The sequence below is a fragment of the Pseudomonas sp. FSL R10-2964 genome, assembly GCF_009600035.1.
Lineage (GTDB): Bacteria > Pseudomonadota > Gammaproteobacteria > Pseudomonadales > Pseudomonadaceae > Aquipseudomonas > Aquipseudomonas bubulae.
Genome location: NZ_WIWH01000004.1, coordinates 66,931 through 84,478 on the forward strand (window position 1 = coordinate 66,931; position 17,548 = coordinate 84,478).

Genomic DNA, 17,548 nt, shown 5'->3' on the forward strand with positions numbered 1-17,548 from the left:
TCAGTCGGCCTGGATGCGCGGGTCGAGCCAGGCTTGCAGCAGGTCGACGGCGATATTGATCACCACCACCAGCATCGATGACAGCAGCAGGATGCCCAGCAGCAGGTTGTAGTCACGGGACATCACCGCCTCGAGGGTAAGACGGCCCAGGCCGGGCCAGCCGAACAGGGTTTCGGTCACGGCGGCGCCACCGAGCAGGGCGGCGAAATGCAGCCCGGCCAGGGTCGAAACCGGCAGCAGGGCATTGCGCAGCACATGCCGTGACACCACTCGCCATGGCGCCAGGCCCTTGGCCCGGGCGGTGCGCACGTAGTCCTGACGTTGCACTTCGAGCATCGCGGCACGGGTCAGGCGGGCATACAGGGCGATATAGAACGTGGCCAGCGCCAGCACTGGCAGCACGGCGTGCTGCAGGCGGTCGAGCAGCCAGGCCGTGCCGTGCAGATCGAGGCCCAGGGTCTGAAAACCGTTGCTGGGCAACCAGCCGAGCTTGACCGAAAACAGCAGCACCGCCATCAAGCCGATCCAGAACCCCGGCGTGGAATACAGCAGCAACACCGCCAGTGACAACACGCGGTCAGGCCAGCGACCGACCCAGGTGGCCATTGCCGTACCGGTGGCGATGCCGATGGCCAGCGCCAGCCCCAATGCGCCGACCATCAGCACCAGGGTATTGGGCAGGCGATCGAGTACCAGGTGGCTGACTGGCAGGTTGAAGCGTGGCGACAGGCCCAGGTCCAGATGGGCCAGTTGGCCGAGGTAGCGTTGCAATTGCTCCAGCAGGCTCAAGTCCAGGCCAAAATGGCTGCGCCACTGCAGCAGGGTTTCGGCACTGGCGCCGCCGGACTCACCGGCCAGCACATCCACGGCGTCACCGGGGATCAGCCGCAGCAGCAAAAAATTCAGCAACAGGATGCCGACTACGGTGGGGATGGCTTGCCACAAGGTGCGCCGTGACAGGCGCCACATTCTGCGCCGTTCAAGCATGGGCGCCTCCGGTGTCAGCCAGGCTGATATTGGCCAGGCTGCTGTCCAGGCCGTTGGCGTCATCTTCGAAACCGCTGACCCGGGCGTTGTACACCGAGACCTGTTGCTGCATGACCAGGGTGATGGAAGGCACTTCTTCAATCACGATCTTCTGGAACGCCTTGAACAGCTCGCCGCGTTTTTGTTCGTCGGTCTCTACCGCGGCGCTTTCCAGCAGGCGGTCGACTTCGGGATTGTTGTAGTGGGTGCCATTGGAAAACGGCACGCCCTGGCGAAAATTCTTCGACCAGAACAGGCGTTGCACACCTACCGTGGGGTCATACAGGGTGCCCATGCCGACCACGGCAAAGTCAAAGTCGCGGTCGGTGTAGATACGTTTGATATAGGTGGGAAAATCCTGGGCGCGCAGTTTCACTTCGATGCCAATGCGTGCCAGGGCACTGCGCACATAGGTGGCAGTGCGGCTGTAGCTGTCGCCGTAGGGCAGCGGGTCGAGGGTCAGGCTGAAACGCCAGGTGCCTTTTTTTACCAACCCGGCCTTGTCCAGCAATGCATTGGCTGCCTCGGTGTCGAAGGGATACGGATTGGGGCCCTCGTAGACGTAGTTGGCGAAGCTTTTCGGGATCGGTGAATAGCTGGCTTCGGCGTAGCCGTAGTACACCACCTTGCGGATCACTTCGCGGTCCAGGGCATGGGCAATTGCCTGGCGCACCTCGAGGCGAGACAACAGCGGGTTATCGAGGTTGAACTCGAGCATGGTCGGGGTAATGGTGTAGCGATAGCCGCGGGTGGTGGCTTTTAATCGGCCGGATTTAGTCAGGCGCTCCAGCTCGCTTAGCGGCACCGGGCTTTGCCCGCCTGCATCCAGCGTGCCGTTTTCAAACGCGGCCAGGCGCGCGGCACCGTCGGGGATGACTTTGAGGATCAGCGTATCGACCACCGTTGCCGCCGGGTCCCAGTAGTTCGGGTTGCGTTCGTACTCGATAAAACTGCCGCGCTCCCAGCGCTTGAAACGGAAGGGGCCGGTGCCCACCGGGGCGTTGTTGTGCAGATTGCTCAGCGGGTCGCCCGAGGCATACAGGTGCTTGGGCAGGATCGGCGTTTCACCGCCGGCAAAACCGCGAATCAAGTACGGCGCCGGCTTGCTCAAATGAACGATGGCAGTGTGGTCGTTGGGGGTGTCGACCCGCTCCAGGTTGGCAAAGGTACTGGACCCCCGGGGGTGAAAACGCTTGATCAGGTCCAGGGAGAACGCCACGTCGGCCGAGGTGAACGGCTCGCCGTCATGCCATTTGACGCCTTCGCGCAGGGTGAAGCGGTAGCTCAAGCCATCAGGGGCGGCCTCCCAGGCGGTGGCCAGTGCAGGGCGGGCATTGAGGGCTTCATCGTAAGTCAGCAGCCCCTCCAGCACCTTGCTGCTGGCGGTGACGCTGGTACCGGCGGTGGTGTTGAAAGAGCTCAGCGAAGGCGGCTCGGGATTGATCAGCAAGTTGAACACCCGGCGTCCGCTGACGACCTGCCCCGTGGCATCGGCCAGGGCAGTGGGCAGGAACGGCACGCTGGCGCCGAGCGCGGACAGGGCAGACAGGCCAACAACAAATTGACGACGGGTAAAGGGCATGGCGGTCTTCCTGGGGTGGGTTAGCGGCGCAGGCCGGCCTGGCGCAAAAGGGGCAACACGCGCTCGCCAAACTGTTCAAGGTCGGGGGCAAAGTCGAAGAAGCTCAGTTGCAAGCCGTCGATACCGGCCTCTTTGAGGCGGATGATGTCGCGCACCACGGTCTCGGGGCTGCCGACCAGCTGGATATTGCCGCCCACATAACGCTCGGCCGGTTGATGGCCGCGCCAGGCATGGGCATCACTGGCTTCACGGGCATGGCCCTCCAGTGCACCGGGGTCACCTGCGGCCGTGATCGCGGCGTGGACTTCCCAGGCTTCGGCATCGCTGTCGCGGCAAATCACCAGCGGGTTGATCAGGGTGCGCACCTGACGGCCATAGCCACGGGCGGCGTGTTTGATGCGCTGCAAATGCTCGGGCAGTTTCTCCAGCGCGTTTTCGATCTCGGCACTGCCGGGGCTGGTGGTAAACACAATGTCGGAATGCCGTGCCGCGAAGTCGATACCGGCGGGTGAGCCGGTGGCGTTGACCAGCACGGGACGGCCAAAGGACGGTTTGACGCTGACATAGGCCTCTTCGAGCTTGTAATGATCGCCGCTGAAATCGACGTTGTCCGGGCTATGCCACAGTTCCTGCACCACGCGGATAAATTCGTCGGCCTGGCGGTAGCGCTGGTCGTGCTCGATGGGGGCCTGACCGAAGCGCCGGTGTTCGCGATGACGATGCCCGGTCACCAGGTTCAGGCCCCAGCGGCCCTTGCTGATATGGTCCAGGGTGGCGCCGAACTTGGCCAGGTGCAGTGGATGCCAGGGGCCATAGAGCACATGCAGGGTAGAGATCAGCAGGATGCGCGAGGTTACCGACGCCAGCGCTGCCTGAGTGATAAAGGCATCCAGTGATTCGTCGTGGTAGCGGATATCGCCCCCGTAGCCGCCCTTGCCCAACCATTCAGCGAGGGCAAACACCAGGTCAAATCCCAACTCTTCGGCGCGCAGGGTCAACTGGCGGTTGTAGTCAAAGGTCCAGGTGGTACTGCGTGGCAGTGCCGAAGGGCTCCAGCCACCGGACTGCACCGGCAGGAACAAGCCCAGAAACAACGGTTGTTCAAAGGCACGGGACAGCGGGCTTTGAGGAAAATCCAGAGGGGAGGGCTGACGTGACAAGGCGAAGGCTCCAGGCAGGGGATAGGAAAACGCGGGCTATTCCTGCACTTGCGCAGGGCTGGTCAGCAGGTAGGCGACGGCTTCGCTGTTGTGCGGGTTGCGGTACCGGTGGGGTCGTTCGGCGCGATACAGGATCGAGTCGCCAGCGTGCAGCACAACCAGTTCGTCATTGATTTTCAGCTCCAGAGTGCCCTCGGCCACCAGCAGGTGGTTTTGCACGCCATGGGGGGTGCCGGGTACTCTTTCCTCGGCCTGGGGCCCCAGGCGCAGCTCGTTGAACGTCACCAGGGGGGCGGCGTGCTCAGGGGGCAGGGCGCGGCGTATAACCATGCCGGCGCCGTCGGGGTCGAGGAACTCGGCGATGGACACTTTCAGTGCGGCGGCGACTTTGCTCAGCACCTTGACCGAGGGAAAGCTGCGGCCCGCTTCGATCTGCGCAATCATCGCGCGGCGCACACCACTGGCATGGGCCAGTGCTTCCAGGGACAACTGGCGCTTGTCGCGCAAGCGCTGCAGGTTGTGGCTGATACGTTTGGCGACAGGATCGTCGCCCTGTGGATCACGCTCGGGCAAGCTGAAGGGAACGCTGCCGCTGCTGTCGAGAAAACCGGTAGGGATATTCATGGGCGTGAACCTGCAAGTGAGGTGAATGCAGGTGAATTGTCAGGGCCATGGGGGCGACGGCTCATGATGATTCCTTTTCATGCGGTCCGAAAAGTCATGAGATTACCGAGGGTTTTTTAGATCCATAAATAATTAATTCCGACGTTTAAAGACCCGTTTTGAATAAGAGATACCCTGACAAAACCGCTCTATGGTTATGCCCCGTTGGGCGTTGACCGCCAGAACACGGCTGACTACTGTTTGCGCCACTTGATTTCACGATCACCACGCAGGGAGTCAGCATGAGCGACATTCAATACCGCAACCTGGGCCGCAACGGCGTGAAGGTTTCACCCATTACTCTGGGCACCATGATGTTCGGCGGGCAGACCCCGGACGACGTCGCCCGGCGCATCACCGACCGCGCTTTCGAGCAGGGCATCAACTCCATCGACACCGCCAACGGCTACAACGACGGTGCCTCGGAAGCCGTGGTGGGCCGTTTGATCGGTGATCGTCGTCAGCACTGGGTACTGGCCACCAAGTTCGTCAATCCCAACCCGGGCGGCAGCGGGCCGAACAACAGCGGAGCCTCGCGCCAGAACGTGATTGCCTCGGTGGACGCCAGCCTCAAGCGCCTCAACACCGACTATATCGACCTGTTCTACCTGCACCGCGAAGACCACGACACCCCGGTGGACGAAACCCTGCGCGCGCTGGATGACGTGATCCGGGCGGGCAAGATCCGTGGCTACGGTTTGTCCAATCACCGCGGCTGGAAACTTGCCGAATTCAGCCGCAGCGCCGACCTGCTGGGCATCCAGCGTCCGAGCGTGAGTCAGCCGCTGTACAACCTGGCCAACCGCCAGATCGAAGTCGAGCACCTGCCGGCGGCGGAGCATTACGGCATTGGCGTGATCTCTTACAGTCCGCTGGCGCGCGGTGTGCTCACCGGAAAATACGACCCCGATCAGGCCCCTGGCCAGGACACCCGCGCCGGGCGCAACGACCCGCGCCTGCAGCAGACCGAATGGCGCCCCGAGTCCCTCAACCTGGCCCAGCGCATTCGTGACTATGCCGAAGGGCAAGGCATTACCGCAGGCCAGTTCGCTTTGGCCTGGGTGCTGAATAACCAACTGATCACCTCGGCCATTGCCGGGCCGCGAACTGAGCAGCAATGGGAAGACTATGTGCCGGCGTTGAACTACAGGTTCACCGCGCAGGACGAAGCCTTTATCAATGATCTGGTGGTCACCGGGCACTCGACGACACCGGGCTACAACGACCCGAGCCATCCGTTTTTCGGACGCAAGTCGCGGGTGTGAAACCCCGGCTGTCAGATATAAAAACGCCTTCGGGCGTTTTTTTGTGAGCGCGATAAAGCCGCCCTCAGCCCAGACCCTTGGGGCTGCGGATTTTAAATAAAACTAATTATTTACCACCTTTGCCCTCGACTTGAGCCATAGCCTTTTTGCTCCATTTCGTTAAACAGGCCAGGCGCCATGACCCATGTGCATCACCACACGCCGTCACTGACGGCGGTTGACCCCAGGGGCTTGAGTGTACGCAGGGTGCAATACCACCGTCTGAGTGCACAGCAGAGCCCCCGGGCGCGGATTCACGAAACTGTCTTTGGCGCCACCGGTTTTGTACTCGGGCAGTGGGACCCGCGATTGGGGGCGTTGCGTCGTCATGGGGCCACAGTCGCGGCCAATCAACGCCAGATTTCCAGCCTTTCAGGGCTGGCGTTGCGCACTGACAGTGTCGATAGCGGATGGCACATCACTCTGTTTGGCGTCGCGCAGCAGATGCGCAAAACCTGGAACGGGCGCGGGCATCAGCAGTGTTTTGACTACGATGCCCAGTCCAGGCTTGTGGCCGTTCATGAACAGCGCAGTGATGAGCCCCACGCCCGATGTCTTGAGCGTTTTACCTACGGGCCGGCCGATTCAGCGCACAGGGCGCGGAACCGATGCGGCCGTCTGATCCGCCATGATGACCCGGCTGGCAGCGTCATCAACGAACATTACGATTTGACCGGCGAGGCAAACAGCCAGTCGCGGCGTTTCTGCCAGGCCCCTGAAGCGCTCGACTGGCCTGAGCCGCAAGCGTGGCGCGATCGACAATTGGAGGCTCGGCATTACCTGACGGCCTGGCATCGCAATGCGCTGGGTGAACTGCTCGGGCTGAGTGATGCCAGGGGTAACCGGCAGCGCCTGGAATATAACGTTGCAGGGGAACAGGTACGTGTTGGCCTGCTTACGGCAGGTGGCAAGTCAAAACTGTTGGTGGATGAGCTGGTCTACAACGCCGCCGGACAAGTGACCAGCGAGCGGGCAGGCAACGGTGTTGTCACCCGGGCTACTTACGCTGACGATGATGGCAGTTTGCGACGGTTGCAGGCCAGTCGCGGGGGGGCACAGGGTGGCATCTTGCAGGATCTGACCTACACCTACGACCGGGTAGGCAATGTGACCCATGTGGTGGATGGCGCTCAACCGACCACCTGGGCCAGCAACGCGATGATCCAGGCTTCGAGCACTTTTACCTACGACACCCTCTACCAACTGGTCAAAGCCAGCGGACGAGAAAATGCGCGCCACCCCGGTGGCGCCAGTACCCCTGCGGCGGTGCTCTTCGACACAACGGACACGCAGCAATGGCGCAACTACACGCGGCACTATCAGTACGATGCCGGCGCCAACCTGGTACAGATGCAGCATGTACCTTCTGCCGGCCAGGGCTACACCCGGCGTATGTCCGTGTCACAAACCAGTAACCGCAGCCAGATGATTGAGCCTGGTTCTCTGCTGGCTTCAGGCGAGGCGTTTGATGCCTGTGGTAATCAACGGGTCTTGGTGCGTGGTCAGGCCCTGGAGTGGAATGTGCGCAATCAACTGTGCCGTGTCACCAGCGTGCAGCGCACCAATGGTGAGAATGATGAAGAAGCCTACGTCTACGACGGTCAGGGGCAGCGGGTTTTCAAGCGTAGAACGACCCGGGCCGCAAACCTCACCCATGTGGATGAAGTGCGTTATTTGCCGGGGCTGGAGCTGCGCCTCAACCGGGCCACGGGAGAGCGCTCAAGTGCCTTGACGCTGCAAGCAGGCCGCACCGGGGTGCGTTTACTTGCCTGGGAGCAGGGGTTGCCCGATGGGGTCGAGAATGAGCATGTGCGCTTCAGCCTTTGCGATCACCTGGGCAGCGGCGTACTGGAGCTTGATGAGCGCGCGGCACTGCTCAGCCAGGAGGGTTTTTACCCGTTCGGGGCGACGGCATGGTGGGCGGCGAAAAGCGCGCTTGAAGCCACATTCAAGACCCTGCGTTACTCGGGCAAGGAACGCGATGCATCCGGGCTTTACTACTACGGTTTGCGTTATTACGCGGCCTGGCTCCAGCGTTGGGTCAGTGCAGACCCGGCAGGGACCATCGACGGCTTGAATGTTTATGCCATGGTCGGTAACAACCCGATAAATCGGATAGATCCTGATGGGCGGGAAGAAGATCTACCCCAACGCTATCGGGTCGTTGCCGGTCTGAGCCTGATCGTCATTTTTACCGCCCTTGGCTATGCCTTGGGCTGGCTGTTTAATGCTGCTCAAGCCGTTGCAGGACTGGGGGCAGTGGCAGGCTCGGCACTCTTTGCATTGAACCGGTATCTGGATTTGGCCGAGGCGCAACAGCCAGCACCAGGCCTCACGGATGCGCAGGAGTATGAGCTGGCGCAAAGCGTCACGGAAAAAGCCCTGGAGTTTGCCCGGGACATGGCGCTGAGCCCTGAAGAAACAGTCAAGCTGGTCAACTTTTTTTACAGCCAGCACAGTCAGGTTCTGCAGAGCACAGGTGTGGCGTTGGCGGTTTACCCCACCGTGCGTGGTGACCTATACGGATATGTCGTGGGCGTCGAGTATCGGGAGCGTTTGCGCGCTGTAGTGGCATCAGGGCGGCCACCCACCCGTGAGCTGAGGCATCTTGGCGTTCGCAGTCTGTTGCTTCGTGCACACCGGGAACCACAGGCCGCAGGCCCGTCGAGCGCCACGGGGACACCCGAGGCAACGGCCATGACCCGATTGCCCGGTAAAAGCGCGGCCGCAAAAAAACAGCCCCTGCAAAGCGCGAGGCCGGTCGCCGCTGCGCTCCCGCCCCCCCGTTCGCCTGCCGCCCTGACGATCGATGATTCAGCGGTGACACCTTTGCCAGCGGGCTCTGCGGGTATCAGTATTGCCCTGACCTTAAGCCATTTGCGCGAGGGGCGTTTGCGGTCGATTAACTGGCACCCCCATAGCGATCGATTAATGTCCGCTGACCTTATTGGCTATAACAACAGCCGCAGGCGAGGCGCCTGGCGCCTGATGTTCGAGCGCACGGGGAGCGCTGCCTACCGCGTTGTGGGGATACGAAATCCGCACTGAGGCACATACCCTTTTGAGCCGGGTGCTGTGTTTGCCGGCAGCGGGTTGGGCAGTTGGTTCAACTCGGTTCCTTCAGGCAATACCGGCTTGGCACCTCGCCCAGCACCCGGCGAAAGACGCTGGTGAAAGCGCTCGGGCTGCTATAGCCCAGATCGGTCGCCACTTGCGTAACGGCCTCGCCATGGCCCAGGCGCACCACTGCTGCCAACAGGCAGGCTTGCTGGCGCCACTCGACAAAACTGATGCCGGTTTGCTGGCGAAACAGGCGGGTAAAGGTACGGCGGCTCATGCCAACCTGCCGGGCCATATCATCAATCCCGATATCCAGCGACGGCTGCTCCAGCAGTGTGCGGCAGGCCCGCGCCAGCCTGGGCTCACCCGGTAGCGGCGCATTGAGCGAAAGGGGTGGCATCTCGGCTATTTCGTGGAGCAGCAGATTCATCAGCAGCCCCTCTCTGCGGGTTTCGTCATAGAGCGCCGGAATATCCGTGGCCTGGATCAATAACTGGTGCAGCAGCGGCGATATGCCGAAAACCTGACAATGCGCCGGCAGCCCAAGGCGCACAGACGCGGGCTCGCGGATATAGGTGTTCAGCAGGGTCACCGGGCCGTTCATGCTCATTTCGTGGGGCACCCCCGCCGGTACCCAAATGGCCCGTTGCGGCGGTACCACCCAGTTGCCCTGGTCGGTAAACACCGTGATGACACCGCAGGCGGCATAGGCAAACTGCCCGCGGTTATGCCTGTGCAGGGCAAAGCGCTGCCCGTCGGCATAGTCAATGGCCGTGACCACAGCGTCGCGGGGGATATTTTCGCAGGTGTCGGATTCAAATTCGCCCATGGCCCGAATTTAATGATCTTTGACCTGATAGTGCAAGCGGGCCGATGCGGCAAGTGTGCATAGTGGCATTTTGGGTGGCGCATGACGCCGCCCTCCTTGCCACTGGAAGCCCCCCTATGCAAAAGAAACATCTGATCCTGGCCGTGCTGGTGACGGCCGTTTGGGGGCTGAACTTCCCCATCACTAAACTGGGCCTGGCAGCTATCGATCCGCTGTTGCTAACAGCGCTGCGTTTTACCCTTGCGGCGTTGCCGTGGGTATTTTTCGTCAAACGGCCGCCGATTGCCATCAAGTGGCTGGCTGCTTATGGCTTGATTTTTGGAGTGGCCATGTGGGCCCTGATCAATCTGGGTATTGAATGGGGCGTGCCCCCAGGAACCGCTGCGTTGCTGATCCAGTTCAGTGCTTTTTTCACCCTGGGCTGGGGGGTATTGCTGTTTCGCGAGCGTCTGGGCTTCGGCCAGATACTGGGGATGGGGCTGGCACTGTTGGGGTTGATCAGCATCATTGTGGCCAGCCCCGGCCGGGGCACGACCCTGGGTTATGGCCTGTTGCTGATCAGTGCTCTGAGCTGGAGTATCGGCAACGTCATTATCAAACAGTCGAAAGTGCGGGAGATGTTCGCCTTTGTGGTGTGGGCCAGTGTGTTTGCGCCGCTGCCGCTGTTGGCACTTACCTGGTTTGCCCACGGATCTGCGCCTTTTACCTCTTTGGTCACCCACTTTGAGTGGGTGGCGTTGTTTTCCCTGTTGTTTCAGGTCTACGCGGCGACGCATTTCTGTTACTGGGGCTGGAATCTGTTGCTGCGCGAGTACCCGGTATCCAGGGTGGCGCCGCTGTCCCTGCTGATTCCGGTTTTCGGGATCGCAGGTTCGATGCTGATGCTGGGGCACAAGGTTGGGTTCAATGAAGGGCTTGCGATTGTGCTGATATTGGCGGCGCTGGCGGTGGGGTTTGTAAAAGGGCCGGGGCTTAGTCCGAGATTTCAGTTACCGGGATGGCCTGGTCGTCAGAAGTCTGCGCGGCGCTTTTCTTCTCTCGACGATCGTTGATCCATTTGCCGACCTGTGCCGGGAACTCGGCGGGGGATTTTCGGCCGACCTTTCGGGCAAGATCAAGAATGGTTTGTTGGGCCAGGGCCTCTTCCATGCGCTTTTGTGCCGTCATCATCGCCGCGTGAACCGAACAGTGGCCGTCCAGCGCCCAGGCAGGCGGCGAGCCTTCGAAGAGTGCGCAGCGGCCACGAATTTCCCGGCAATCGAAAATAAGCTTTTGGCCGTCGATAGCGTTGACGATATCGAGAATGCTGATTTCGTCAGCAGGCCTGGCCAGTTTGAATCCGCCGCGCACGCCTTCGGTGGCCACGACCAGTTTGGCCTTGGCCAGCTTGGTGAAGATCTTCGCCAGATAGTCCTGAGGTACGCCTTGCAACTCTGCAAGATCACGCACGCTCGCCTCACGGCTTTCGCCGCCATCGCCTACCAAAAAGAGCAGGCAGTGAATGCCGTACTCAACGCCCGCGCTGTAAAGAGACATCAAAATCTCCGACTGAATTAGTCGCATATTTTAGCAGTGATCAGTCAGGCGAGCAACGCTCCTTGGGCGTGACAGCAGTGGCATGGACCACAAATAAAGATTGCTCTCTGTAACTACGACTAATATAGTCGCCGTTATTGAGGTTCGGTGGTGATCGTCATTCGGGGTTGCTTTGCTCGGGCTTCTCATCAGGGGATAAAAAATGAAACAGCAGATTCTGATTATTGGCGCAGGCTTCGGTGGCATGTGGACCGCTTTGAGTGCAACGCGGCTGTTGGATATTCACTGCCACAACCAAGTCGAAGTGACCGTGCTGGCCCCCCAGGCCGAGCTGCGCATACGCCCGCGTTTTTACGAGCCTGAAGCGCACCGGCTGGTCGCGCCCATTGGCGAACTGCTCGACGCGGTAGGTGTCACCTTTATCAAGGGCGCTGCAGAGACCATCGACGTGCAGCAAAAACATGTGGTTTACACCGATGCCGCAGGCGCCAGACAAATTCGTCCCTACGACAAACTGGTCCTGGCTACTGGCAGCGGCCTTGCGCTGCCTGACACCCAAGGTGTGCCGCAATACGCCTTCGACGTGGACCAGATCGAGCAAGCCATACGCCTGGAAAACCACCTCAAATCCCTGGCAGAACTACCACCAAGCCGTGGTCGCAACACGGTGGTTGTGGCGGGCGGAGGCTTCACCGGCATTGAAACGGCAACCGAAATGCCGGCCCGTCTGCGCGCCATACTGGGCGAGCATGCAGATATGGAAGTGATCATCGTGGATCGGGGTGAAAAAGTCGGGGCTTCACTGGGCGCCGAAATCAGCCAGTCGATCGCCGAAGCCAGCGATGAGCTGGGGGTAACCTGGCGCTTGAAATCGTCTGTGGTAGCCGTCGACGAGCAAGGCGTAACCCTGGGTGATGGTCAACGAATCGAAGCGAAAACAGTGATCTGGACCACCGGTGTACGGGCCAGCTCGCTGACGGCGCAAATCCCGGGGGAGCGTGATGGGCTTGGGCGTCTGCATGTGGACGCGCACCTTCAAGTCATAGGCCAGCAAGACATCTTCGCCACCGGCGACGTGGCTTATGCCGCCACGGATGACCTGGGCAACCATGCCCTGATGACCTGCCAGCACGCCATCGTCCTGGGGCGCCACGCGGGCAATAACGTTGCTGCGCAGATACTGGGCGTAGCCCCGGTTGCCTACAGCCAGCCCAAGTACGTTACCTGCCTGGACCTGGGTGGCTGGGGAGCGGTCTACACCGAAGGCTGGGATCGCCAGGTCAAGTTGACCCGCCAGGAAGGCAAAGCGCTGAAGACACAGATCAATACGGTGTGGATCTACCCGCCGGCTGCCGACCGCGATGTAGCCTGGGCGGCAGCGGACCCATTGATACCGATTGCCTGAAATATCAGGGTGCTTAACCCTGCGCGCTTTCGGTGGCCGGGCGCAGGATATCGCGGCATCCCAGCTCGTGGCTGATATCCATGCGCCGATGGGCAATACGCCAGCCGTCTGATGTTGAAACCCAGCGATCCTGATATTCGGCCAGCGATTCATAGGTCAAGCCTTGCATATTGCCGGCGCCGCGATGGGCTGCGCGGACATAGATGCGGCTCACGATCGTTGAATCGCTGGACTCGACCAACAGATTGCCGAGCAAGTGCTGGGAAGGCCCGCAGCCCTCAAGGTGCACGCGGATCATGGCCACAATCGGCCCGCGACCTTGAAGCTGATGCAAACCGCCATAGTCGGCAGTCGCTTCCTGGAGGAACACATCATCCATGGCAGCCCAGTCGCGCTGATCACAAGCCCGTGCATAGCGAGAAAGGACTGCATTGAGCTCGCGCTCAAGCAGCAATTGTTTGATGTCCATCTTGTCCCCTTTATTTCAGTCTGCCGGTTGGGTTGGCGCTGAGCTGATGCTCGGCCTGACTGGGGGAGGGGCTCATCGTTCGTTTGGACTATTTGTGGGTTGTGTGGGCCGGGTATCTCAGGTCTCAACAAAGAGTCCTGAACGTCCAGGCAGGGCGGGGTGCATCGGGCATCAGTTGCTAAGCGCAGAGAATCGTTGTGGGCGAGCGATTGAAGCAGAGCTGCCACGAAGGGCGACTTTGGCACGGGCAGCTGCCATTTCAAGCATCTCAGGGGCAGCTGCATAGACTGCATCAACCTGGCGTTCACGCGAGCTGCTTTTAAGGCTCATCATTTGCGCAAAGCTAAGGTTTTTTGAATGCTGGTGGCCGCTGATCATGGCAAAAGTACCCACAAGGGTGGAAAACATTGACTTGAAAAAGTTATCACACGCACCTAGCGCATTAACAAGCGAAGGACTGTGATTGAAAGGCTTTAACCAACGAAATGCATAGCCTGTAGCTGATTTTTGCGGCCGCTTGCGACCTGGGTGGCGTTATGAATTTCGGGGCGTTCTTAAGAGCTATATGTCACTGAATCCCAGGCACAAAAAAAGACGTCCGAGGGCGTCTTTTTTTGTTGAAGTGGTGGGCCGGGGACGTTTGAACTGGCCTGTAATATCCCTGTAAACATTGGGTTTGGTGTGGGCGTGTGAATTAAGGCATACACAGTGGCATACACGCTGCTGGTTGCTGTGCCGTGTCAGGCAAGAAAATGACCAGTAATCACATTCCTGCATCTGATCGTTACGCGTAACGCTGGCGGATGGAATCCTCGTTGAGCATCTGAACCCGCGTCCAACATTCCGAAAGTGCCTTGCGTAACGTTCCCACCAACTCAGACCAACCTGTCGGTTGTGGTGTCAGCAGGGCGGATTCAGTCTCCGTTTCATCGAATCTGGGGTGAGACCCTTATTGGCTGGGGCTTTGGTTGCTTCAACTAAACAACAACCAACGTTTGAAAATGGGTCATATGTAGGAAACGAGCGGGCCTCGAATTACCCCCTAGGGGGCGGTATGGCCGGGAGTACCTTTTGATTTTTTGTCCGGCTGCGCGCATGGCTCGCTCTGCCATTTTGCGCAGAATTGGGCTTGATCGAGCGGCACCTGTTTTGCCCTTATTCCTCCAGTCGTGCCCTTTTTATGCAGTCGTGCCCATGTAAAAGGGTGGGCACAACTGAGGGCACAAGGGCACGACTGGGAAAAATGGCCTGCTCAACTCTACATCCAACAGGTGTGCCGTCCCCGATTTGCTGGGCCTGCATCAGGTCTTGAGGAGTCGCGGACTTCATCGTTTTGCATCCTCCCTTGGGATGGATACTGAGAATCGCTGGAGCCCCCGCCGTTATTGGTTTGCGCAGGTGATGCCTTTACCGCGTGTCTCGCATATGTCCCACCGTGCACGGCGGTGAAGCCGTGGTGGTCGAGGTGCTGGTGCCAGGTCTCCAGGGCGTGGCGTTTCATGCCCTCGGCGGTGGTGTGAATGTAGGTCGCGTCCAGGTCTTTCATGGCGTGGTTCAGCAGCATTTCGCCCACCATGTAATCCACGCCCAGATCAGCCCAGGCAGTACGTGCCACTTTGCGCAGGTCATGGCTCGACCATGCCCCCTTGGCCAAGCCGGCAAACAGGGTACTGGCGTTGGTGGCACTGATCGCCGTACCAGAGCGTCCAGGGAACAGGAGCGGACCTTGATACCCTGCTGTTTGCTGCATGGTCCGGTAACGCTCGATCAGGGCGCAGACTTGCTCGGTCAGTGGCAGCGTGTGTTCGGCTTTGGTCTTGGTGTCCGGTGCGGGGATAAACCACTGGCGGGTGGTGAGGTTGAGGTTCTTCCAGCGAGCTAGCCGCGTTTCGCCCAGACGGGTGCCATGACAAAGCATCATCAGCGCGAGCATGGATTCCAACGGCGCATGCTCGATCCGCTCGGTCAGGTCATGCAGTAGCGTTGGTAGGTCATCACCGCGTAACCGGGCGGGCTTGGGCTTGATTCGGGTTTGTACGAAGTCGGTGTACTTGAGGTCGGCCATGGGATTGAGGGTGATAAGGCCAAGGCGCATGGCTTGTCGGAAGGCGACAGCCAGCACGCCATACACCGAACGCACGAATGACAGCGCGTAACGCTCTTGCATAGGCCACATCAGCAGGCGGTCGAGGCTGGCACGATCAAGGCTGGCCAACGGTACATCCTGAAGACGTGGAGTCAGGTGACAACGCAACGCTGATTGCGCACTGGCTTTGCGTTTGGCCGACAACCCCCGGTCACGGCCCATACGATCAGCGTACCAGTTCAGCACTTCGCCTACTGTGTGCCAGGCGGTGGTGGTGGAGGCTGCTTTGGGGTCGACCACGCGTCGTGCCAGGATCGTCGGCAGAGTGCTAATCATCAGTTTGGCATTGATGCTGGGATAATTACCCGCTTTGCCCCACTTGCCGCGCACTACGACATGCCAGGCGCCCTTGTTGCGGTCGGTGGTGGAGTAGCGGAATCTGAGTTCTGGGTGACGGATGTCGCGCAGCTGACGAACTTCGCCGCCAGCATGGCGGCGAATCTCGGCATCGCTAATAGCGACAGTTAGGGTCTTTGACTTTAGCTGCGTCATGCCGCAAGGCTACTGGCGATCAGCCGACGTTCACTTTAGCGCGGGCCAAGCCGCGATAATCCAGCGGTGCTACCCCGGCATCAATTCGCACTTTGAGGCTGATGCCGTCCACCGACCAGCCCTCCTGCTCCTCCAGGTAAGGCGTATCGAGGCCATCCAGGTACGCCACTTCAATAGTGTCCGAGCCTTGCTCTGCCGCTACGAACCAGTACGGTGTCGGCAACCGGTCGAGGCGGCTTTCGACGATAAGCTGCCCCATCTTGCTCACAGGGTTGGCAATCCCGCTGTTCATCTCTACTCCAGGCAACGAGGTGCTATTGAGCACCTGCATGGCGGCCGATTCGAGGCCAGCAGGAACGATAACGAAGGCGGGCGAGATGTTCAGCGCCGTGTCGAAGTCGTCTTTCTGCAGGCGCATCTTGCGGCGCAGTTCGCCCAGGATCGCCGGGGACATTGAGGCGGCTGTTTCGTCGATGTTGCCGTGCGCCTCGCTGAACAGCGGGTTGCCATCGACAAATTTCGCGTTCGTGGTCAGTACCGAATAGACCAAGTCGCCAATGGTGCGGCTGGCCGAGCGGCCCAGTTGAGCGGGGAGCGAGCTGAACGCGCTCAGGTCATCGTTGATGATCGCCTGGCGGGTGATGCTAAACAGTCCGCCATAGGTCGCGAGAGCGATCGGGGCGCCCCGGTCGTTACAGGTAACATATTTGTACTCGGCCCCCTCGAGGACTTTAGGCAGCGTTGGGAAGCCGGACATGCCGACTCGGCGCGCCGTGTGGAAGTTACTCAATGAGCCTTTTTTGGTCCAGCGCTGGAACGTCTCACCGCTTGACTCCCAGCCACGCAACATCGCCTTTTCCGAAACGTCCATCAGCACATTGCCGAAATCGCTAGTGGTATGTGTAAAGGCTGCCCCCACCAACTGCATTTTTGAGCTGTAACTGGCGACGCCTACGCCGCGCTCAGTCAGTGCGGCGCGCGCCATCTCTGCCAGGGACATGGTGCGGAAGGGGTTGTTGTTGTCTTGCGCTTTAGCAATTCCGAGACGTGCGGTCAATGCATCGACCATGCCGTCACGCACAATGTTGCCGTTACCGATATGGCCATGTGCGCAAATCAGCGTGCTACCGGTTGGAGTGGTGCCTTCGCCCAGGGCGGCGAGTATTTTTTCGTTAACTTGCTCAGAGGTGTACTTCATAAATTCTTTACTCGCTTTAATGCGCTGAACGCCTTCGAAATTCTCAAAGCCCACCGTGAGAGCGCTGAACATATCTAAACGGCGTTTATGATGGGATTCGCGGCTGCCAGTAAGCCGCAGCAAGCATTGCGTGGCGGCTTGAGGGGTTTGAACAACAGTTGCCAGGAATGACATGGCTGTAGCGGCCAAGCGCGGCTTACTGCGCTCTGCATCGTCGATACGGTGCGCGAATCCAGCCTCTACGGCTTCATAAGCGTTGAACCACGTTTCAGCGCCCATGATTGCCGCCACCCTCTCACCACTGAGGCCCGTTCGCTCTGTATAGAGCGCCACCATTTCGCGGCTTGCCACATCGAGAGTGTCTGCGGTCTTTCGCATCTGGGCGGCATCGCCAGAGGCGACGGTCCAGGGGTTGTGAACCATCATCAAGCTGTGCTCGGCCATCACAATTTCATTGGCCGCAAGCGCCACGATGGTGGCCGCGCTGGCGCACAAACCATCGACGATGGCAGTGATATGCCCCTTGTGTTTACGCAGGATGCTATAGATCGCCAGTGCGTCGGTTACGCTGCCGCCGGGGCTATTGATATGGACGGTTATCGGTAGTTGACCGACCACCATAGCCTTGACTTTCTGAGCGGTGACCTCATCGATCACGTCATAGATTTGAATGTCCAT

13 protein-coding genes are annotated in these 17,548 nt (G+C 59.9%); 4 read left to right on the forward strand and 9 right to left on the reverse strand.

The annotated features are described in order from the left end of the window. The 4 genes from GHN92_RS03400 to GHN92_RS03415 are packed head-to-tail and all read right to left on the reverse strand — an operon-like array spanning nt 1 to nt 4,392. Entirely contained in the window at nt 1-987 is a 987-nt protein-coding gene (locus GHN92_RS03400; protein ID WP_133143998.1) for an ABC transporter permease, read from the reverse strand. Further along, a complete protein-coding gene (locus GHN92_RS03405; RefSeq protein ID WP_153379370.1) occupies nt 980-2,608 on the reverse strand; it encodes an ABC transporter substrate-binding protein in 1,629 nt (542 codons plus the stop codon). The genes GHN92_RS03400 and GHN92_RS03405 overlap by 8 nt, the downstream gene beginning before the upstream one ends. A gap of 20 nt (nt 2,609-2,628) precedes the next feature. After that, nucleotides 2,629-3,768: an LLM class flavin-dependent oxidoreductase gene (locus tag GHN92_RS03410; protein ID WP_095002518.1), complete on the reverse strand. Its 1,140-nt coding sequence runs from the start codon at nt 3,766-3,768 to the stop codon at nt 2,629-2,631. A 36-nt stretch (nt 3,769-3,804) separates the two neighbouring features. Beyond that, nucleotides 3,805-4,392 (reverse strand): helix-turn-helix domain-containing protein, encoded by a 588-nt coding sequence (locus tag GHN92_RS03415; protein ID WP_133144000.1) that lies wholly within the window; start codon nt 4,390-4,392, stop codon nt 3,805-3,807. 281 nt (nt 4,393-4,673) lie between these two features. Here GHN92_RS03415 and GHN92_RS03420 point away from each other — a divergent pair, with 281 nt between their 5' ends. Together GHN92_RS03420 and GHN92_RS03425 are read left to right on the forward strand one after the other, a co-directional pair. Continuing rightward, a complete protein-coding gene (locus GHN92_RS03420; protein WP_153328213.1) occupies nt 4,674-5,696 on the forward strand; it encodes an aldo/keto reductase in 1,023 nt (340 codons plus the stop codon). Between the two features lie 177 nt (nt 5,697-5,873). Then, complete coding sequence (locus tag GHN92_RS03425; RefSeq protein ID WP_153379372.1) at nt 5,874-8,783, forward strand: RHS repeat domain-containing protein; 2,910 nt, start codon at nt 5,874-5,876, stop codon at nt 8,781-8,783. A 58-nt stretch (nt 8,784-8,841) separates the two neighbouring features. On the opposite strand, the gene GHN92_RS03430 is transcribed toward GHN92_RS03425, so the two are convergent. After that, a complete protein-coding gene (locus tag GHN92_RS03430; protein WP_095025623.1) occupies nt 8,842-9,624 on the reverse strand; it encodes a helix-turn-helix domain-containing protein in 783 nt (260 codons plus the stop codon). Nucleotides 9,625-9,740: 116 nt separating this feature from the next. Here GHN92_RS03430 and GHN92_RS03435 point away from each other — a divergent pair, with 116 nt between their 5' ends. Beyond that, entirely contained in the window at nt 9,741-10,676 is a 936-nt protein-coding gene (locus GHN92_RS03435) for an EamA family transporter (protein ID WP_133144003.1), read from the forward strand. Here the strand turns inward: GHN92_RS03435 and GHN92_RS03440 are convergent. Beyond that, a complete protein-coding gene (locus tag GHN92_RS03440; RefSeq protein WP_095002523.1) occupies nt 10,597-11,160 on the reverse strand; it encodes an Rrf2 family transcriptional regulator in 564 nt (187 codons plus the stop codon). The two genes, GHN92_RS03435 and GHN92_RS03440, sit on opposite strands and share 80 nt — an antisense overlap. A 202-nt stretch (nt 11,161-11,362) precedes the next feature. Here GHN92_RS03440 and GHN92_RS03445 point away from each other — a divergent pair, with 202 nt between their 5' ends. Next, on the forward strand, nt 11,363-12,565 hold the full coding sequence (locus GHN92_RS03445; protein WP_153379374.1) for an NAD(P)/FAD-dependent oxidoreductase: 1,203 nt from the start codon (nt 11,363-11,365) through the stop codon (nt 12,563-12,565). Nucleotides 12,566-12,578: 13 nt separating this feature from the next. Here GHN92_RS03445 and GHN92_RS03450 read toward each other — a convergent pair whose 3' ends face one another. The 3 genes from GHN92_RS03450 to GHN92_RS03460 form a co-directional block, all read right to left on the reverse strand. Next, entirely contained in the window at nt 12,579-13,034 is a 456-nt protein-coding gene (locus GHN92_RS03450) for a nuclear transport factor 2 family protein (protein ID WP_133144005.1), read from the reverse strand. A 1,258-nt stretch (nt 13,035-14,292) separates the two neighbouring features. Further along, nucleotides 14,293-15,672, reverse strand: a complete 1,380-nt coding sequence (locus GHN92_RS03455) for a site-specific integrase (RefSeq protein WP_153379376.1) — start codon at nt 15,670-15,672, stop codon at nt 14,293-14,295. A gap of 19 nt (nt 15,673-15,691) precedes the next feature. Beyond that, a complete protein-coding gene (locus tag GHN92_RS03460; protein ID WP_153379377.1) occupies nt 15,692-17,548 on the reverse strand; it encodes a ClpP-like prohead protease/major capsid protein fusion protein in 1,857 nt (618 codons plus the stop codon).

What these genes read in the sequence shown, in the direction of transcription:
- GHN92_RS03425 (WP_153379372.1), top strand. Translation starts at nt 5,874, where the DNA reads ATGACCCATGTGCATCACCACACGCCGTCACTGACGGCGGTTGACCCC.
- GHN92_RS03430 (WP_095025623.1), bottom strand. Translation starts at nt 9,624, where the DNA reads ATGGGCGAATTTGAATCCGACACCTGCGAAAATATCCCCCGCGACGCT.
- GHN92_RS03405 (WP_153379370.1), bottom strand. Translation starts at nt 2,608, where the DNA reads ATGCCCTTTACCCGTCGTCAATTTGTTGTTGGCCTGTCTGCCCTGTCC.
- GHN92_RS03455 (WP_153379376.1), bottom strand. Translation starts at nt 15,672, where the DNA reads ATGACGCAGCTAAAGTCAAAGACCCTAACTGTCGCTATTAGCGATGCC.
- GHN92_RS03440 (WP_095002523.1), bottom strand. Translation starts at nt 11,160, where the DNA reads ATGTCTCTTTACAGCGCGGGCGTTGAGTACGGCATTCACTGCCTGCTC.
- GHN92_RS03415 (WP_133144000.1), bottom strand. Translation starts at nt 4,392, where the DNA reads ATGAATATCCCTACCGGTTTTCTCGACAGCAGCGGCAGCGTTCCCTTC.
- GHN92_RS03445 (WP_153379374.1), top strand. Translation starts at nt 11,363, where the DNA reads ATGAAACAGCAGATTCTGATTATTGGCGCAGGCTTCGGTGGCATGTGG.
- GHN92_RS03435 (WP_133144003.1), top strand. Translation starts at nt 9,741, where the DNA reads ATGCAAAAGAAACATCTGATCCTGGCCGTGCTGGTGACGGCCGTTTGG.
- GHN92_RS03460 (WP_153379377.1), bottom strand. Translation starts at nt 17,548, where the DNA reads ATGGACATTCAAATCTATGACGTGATCGATGAGGTCACCGCTCAGAAA.
- GHN92_RS03420 (WP_153328213.1), top strand. Translation starts at nt 4,674, where the DNA reads ATGAGCGACATTCAATACCGCAACCTGGGCCGCAACGGCGTGAAGGTT.
- GHN92_RS03450 (WP_133144005.1), bottom strand. Translation starts at nt 13,034, where the DNA reads ATGGACATCAAACAATTGCTGCTTGAGCGCGAGCTCAATGCAGTCCTT.
- GHN92_RS03400 (WP_133143998.1), bottom strand. Translation starts at nt 987, where the DNA reads ATGCTTGAACGGCGCAGAATGTGGCGCCTGTCACGGCGCACCTTGTGG.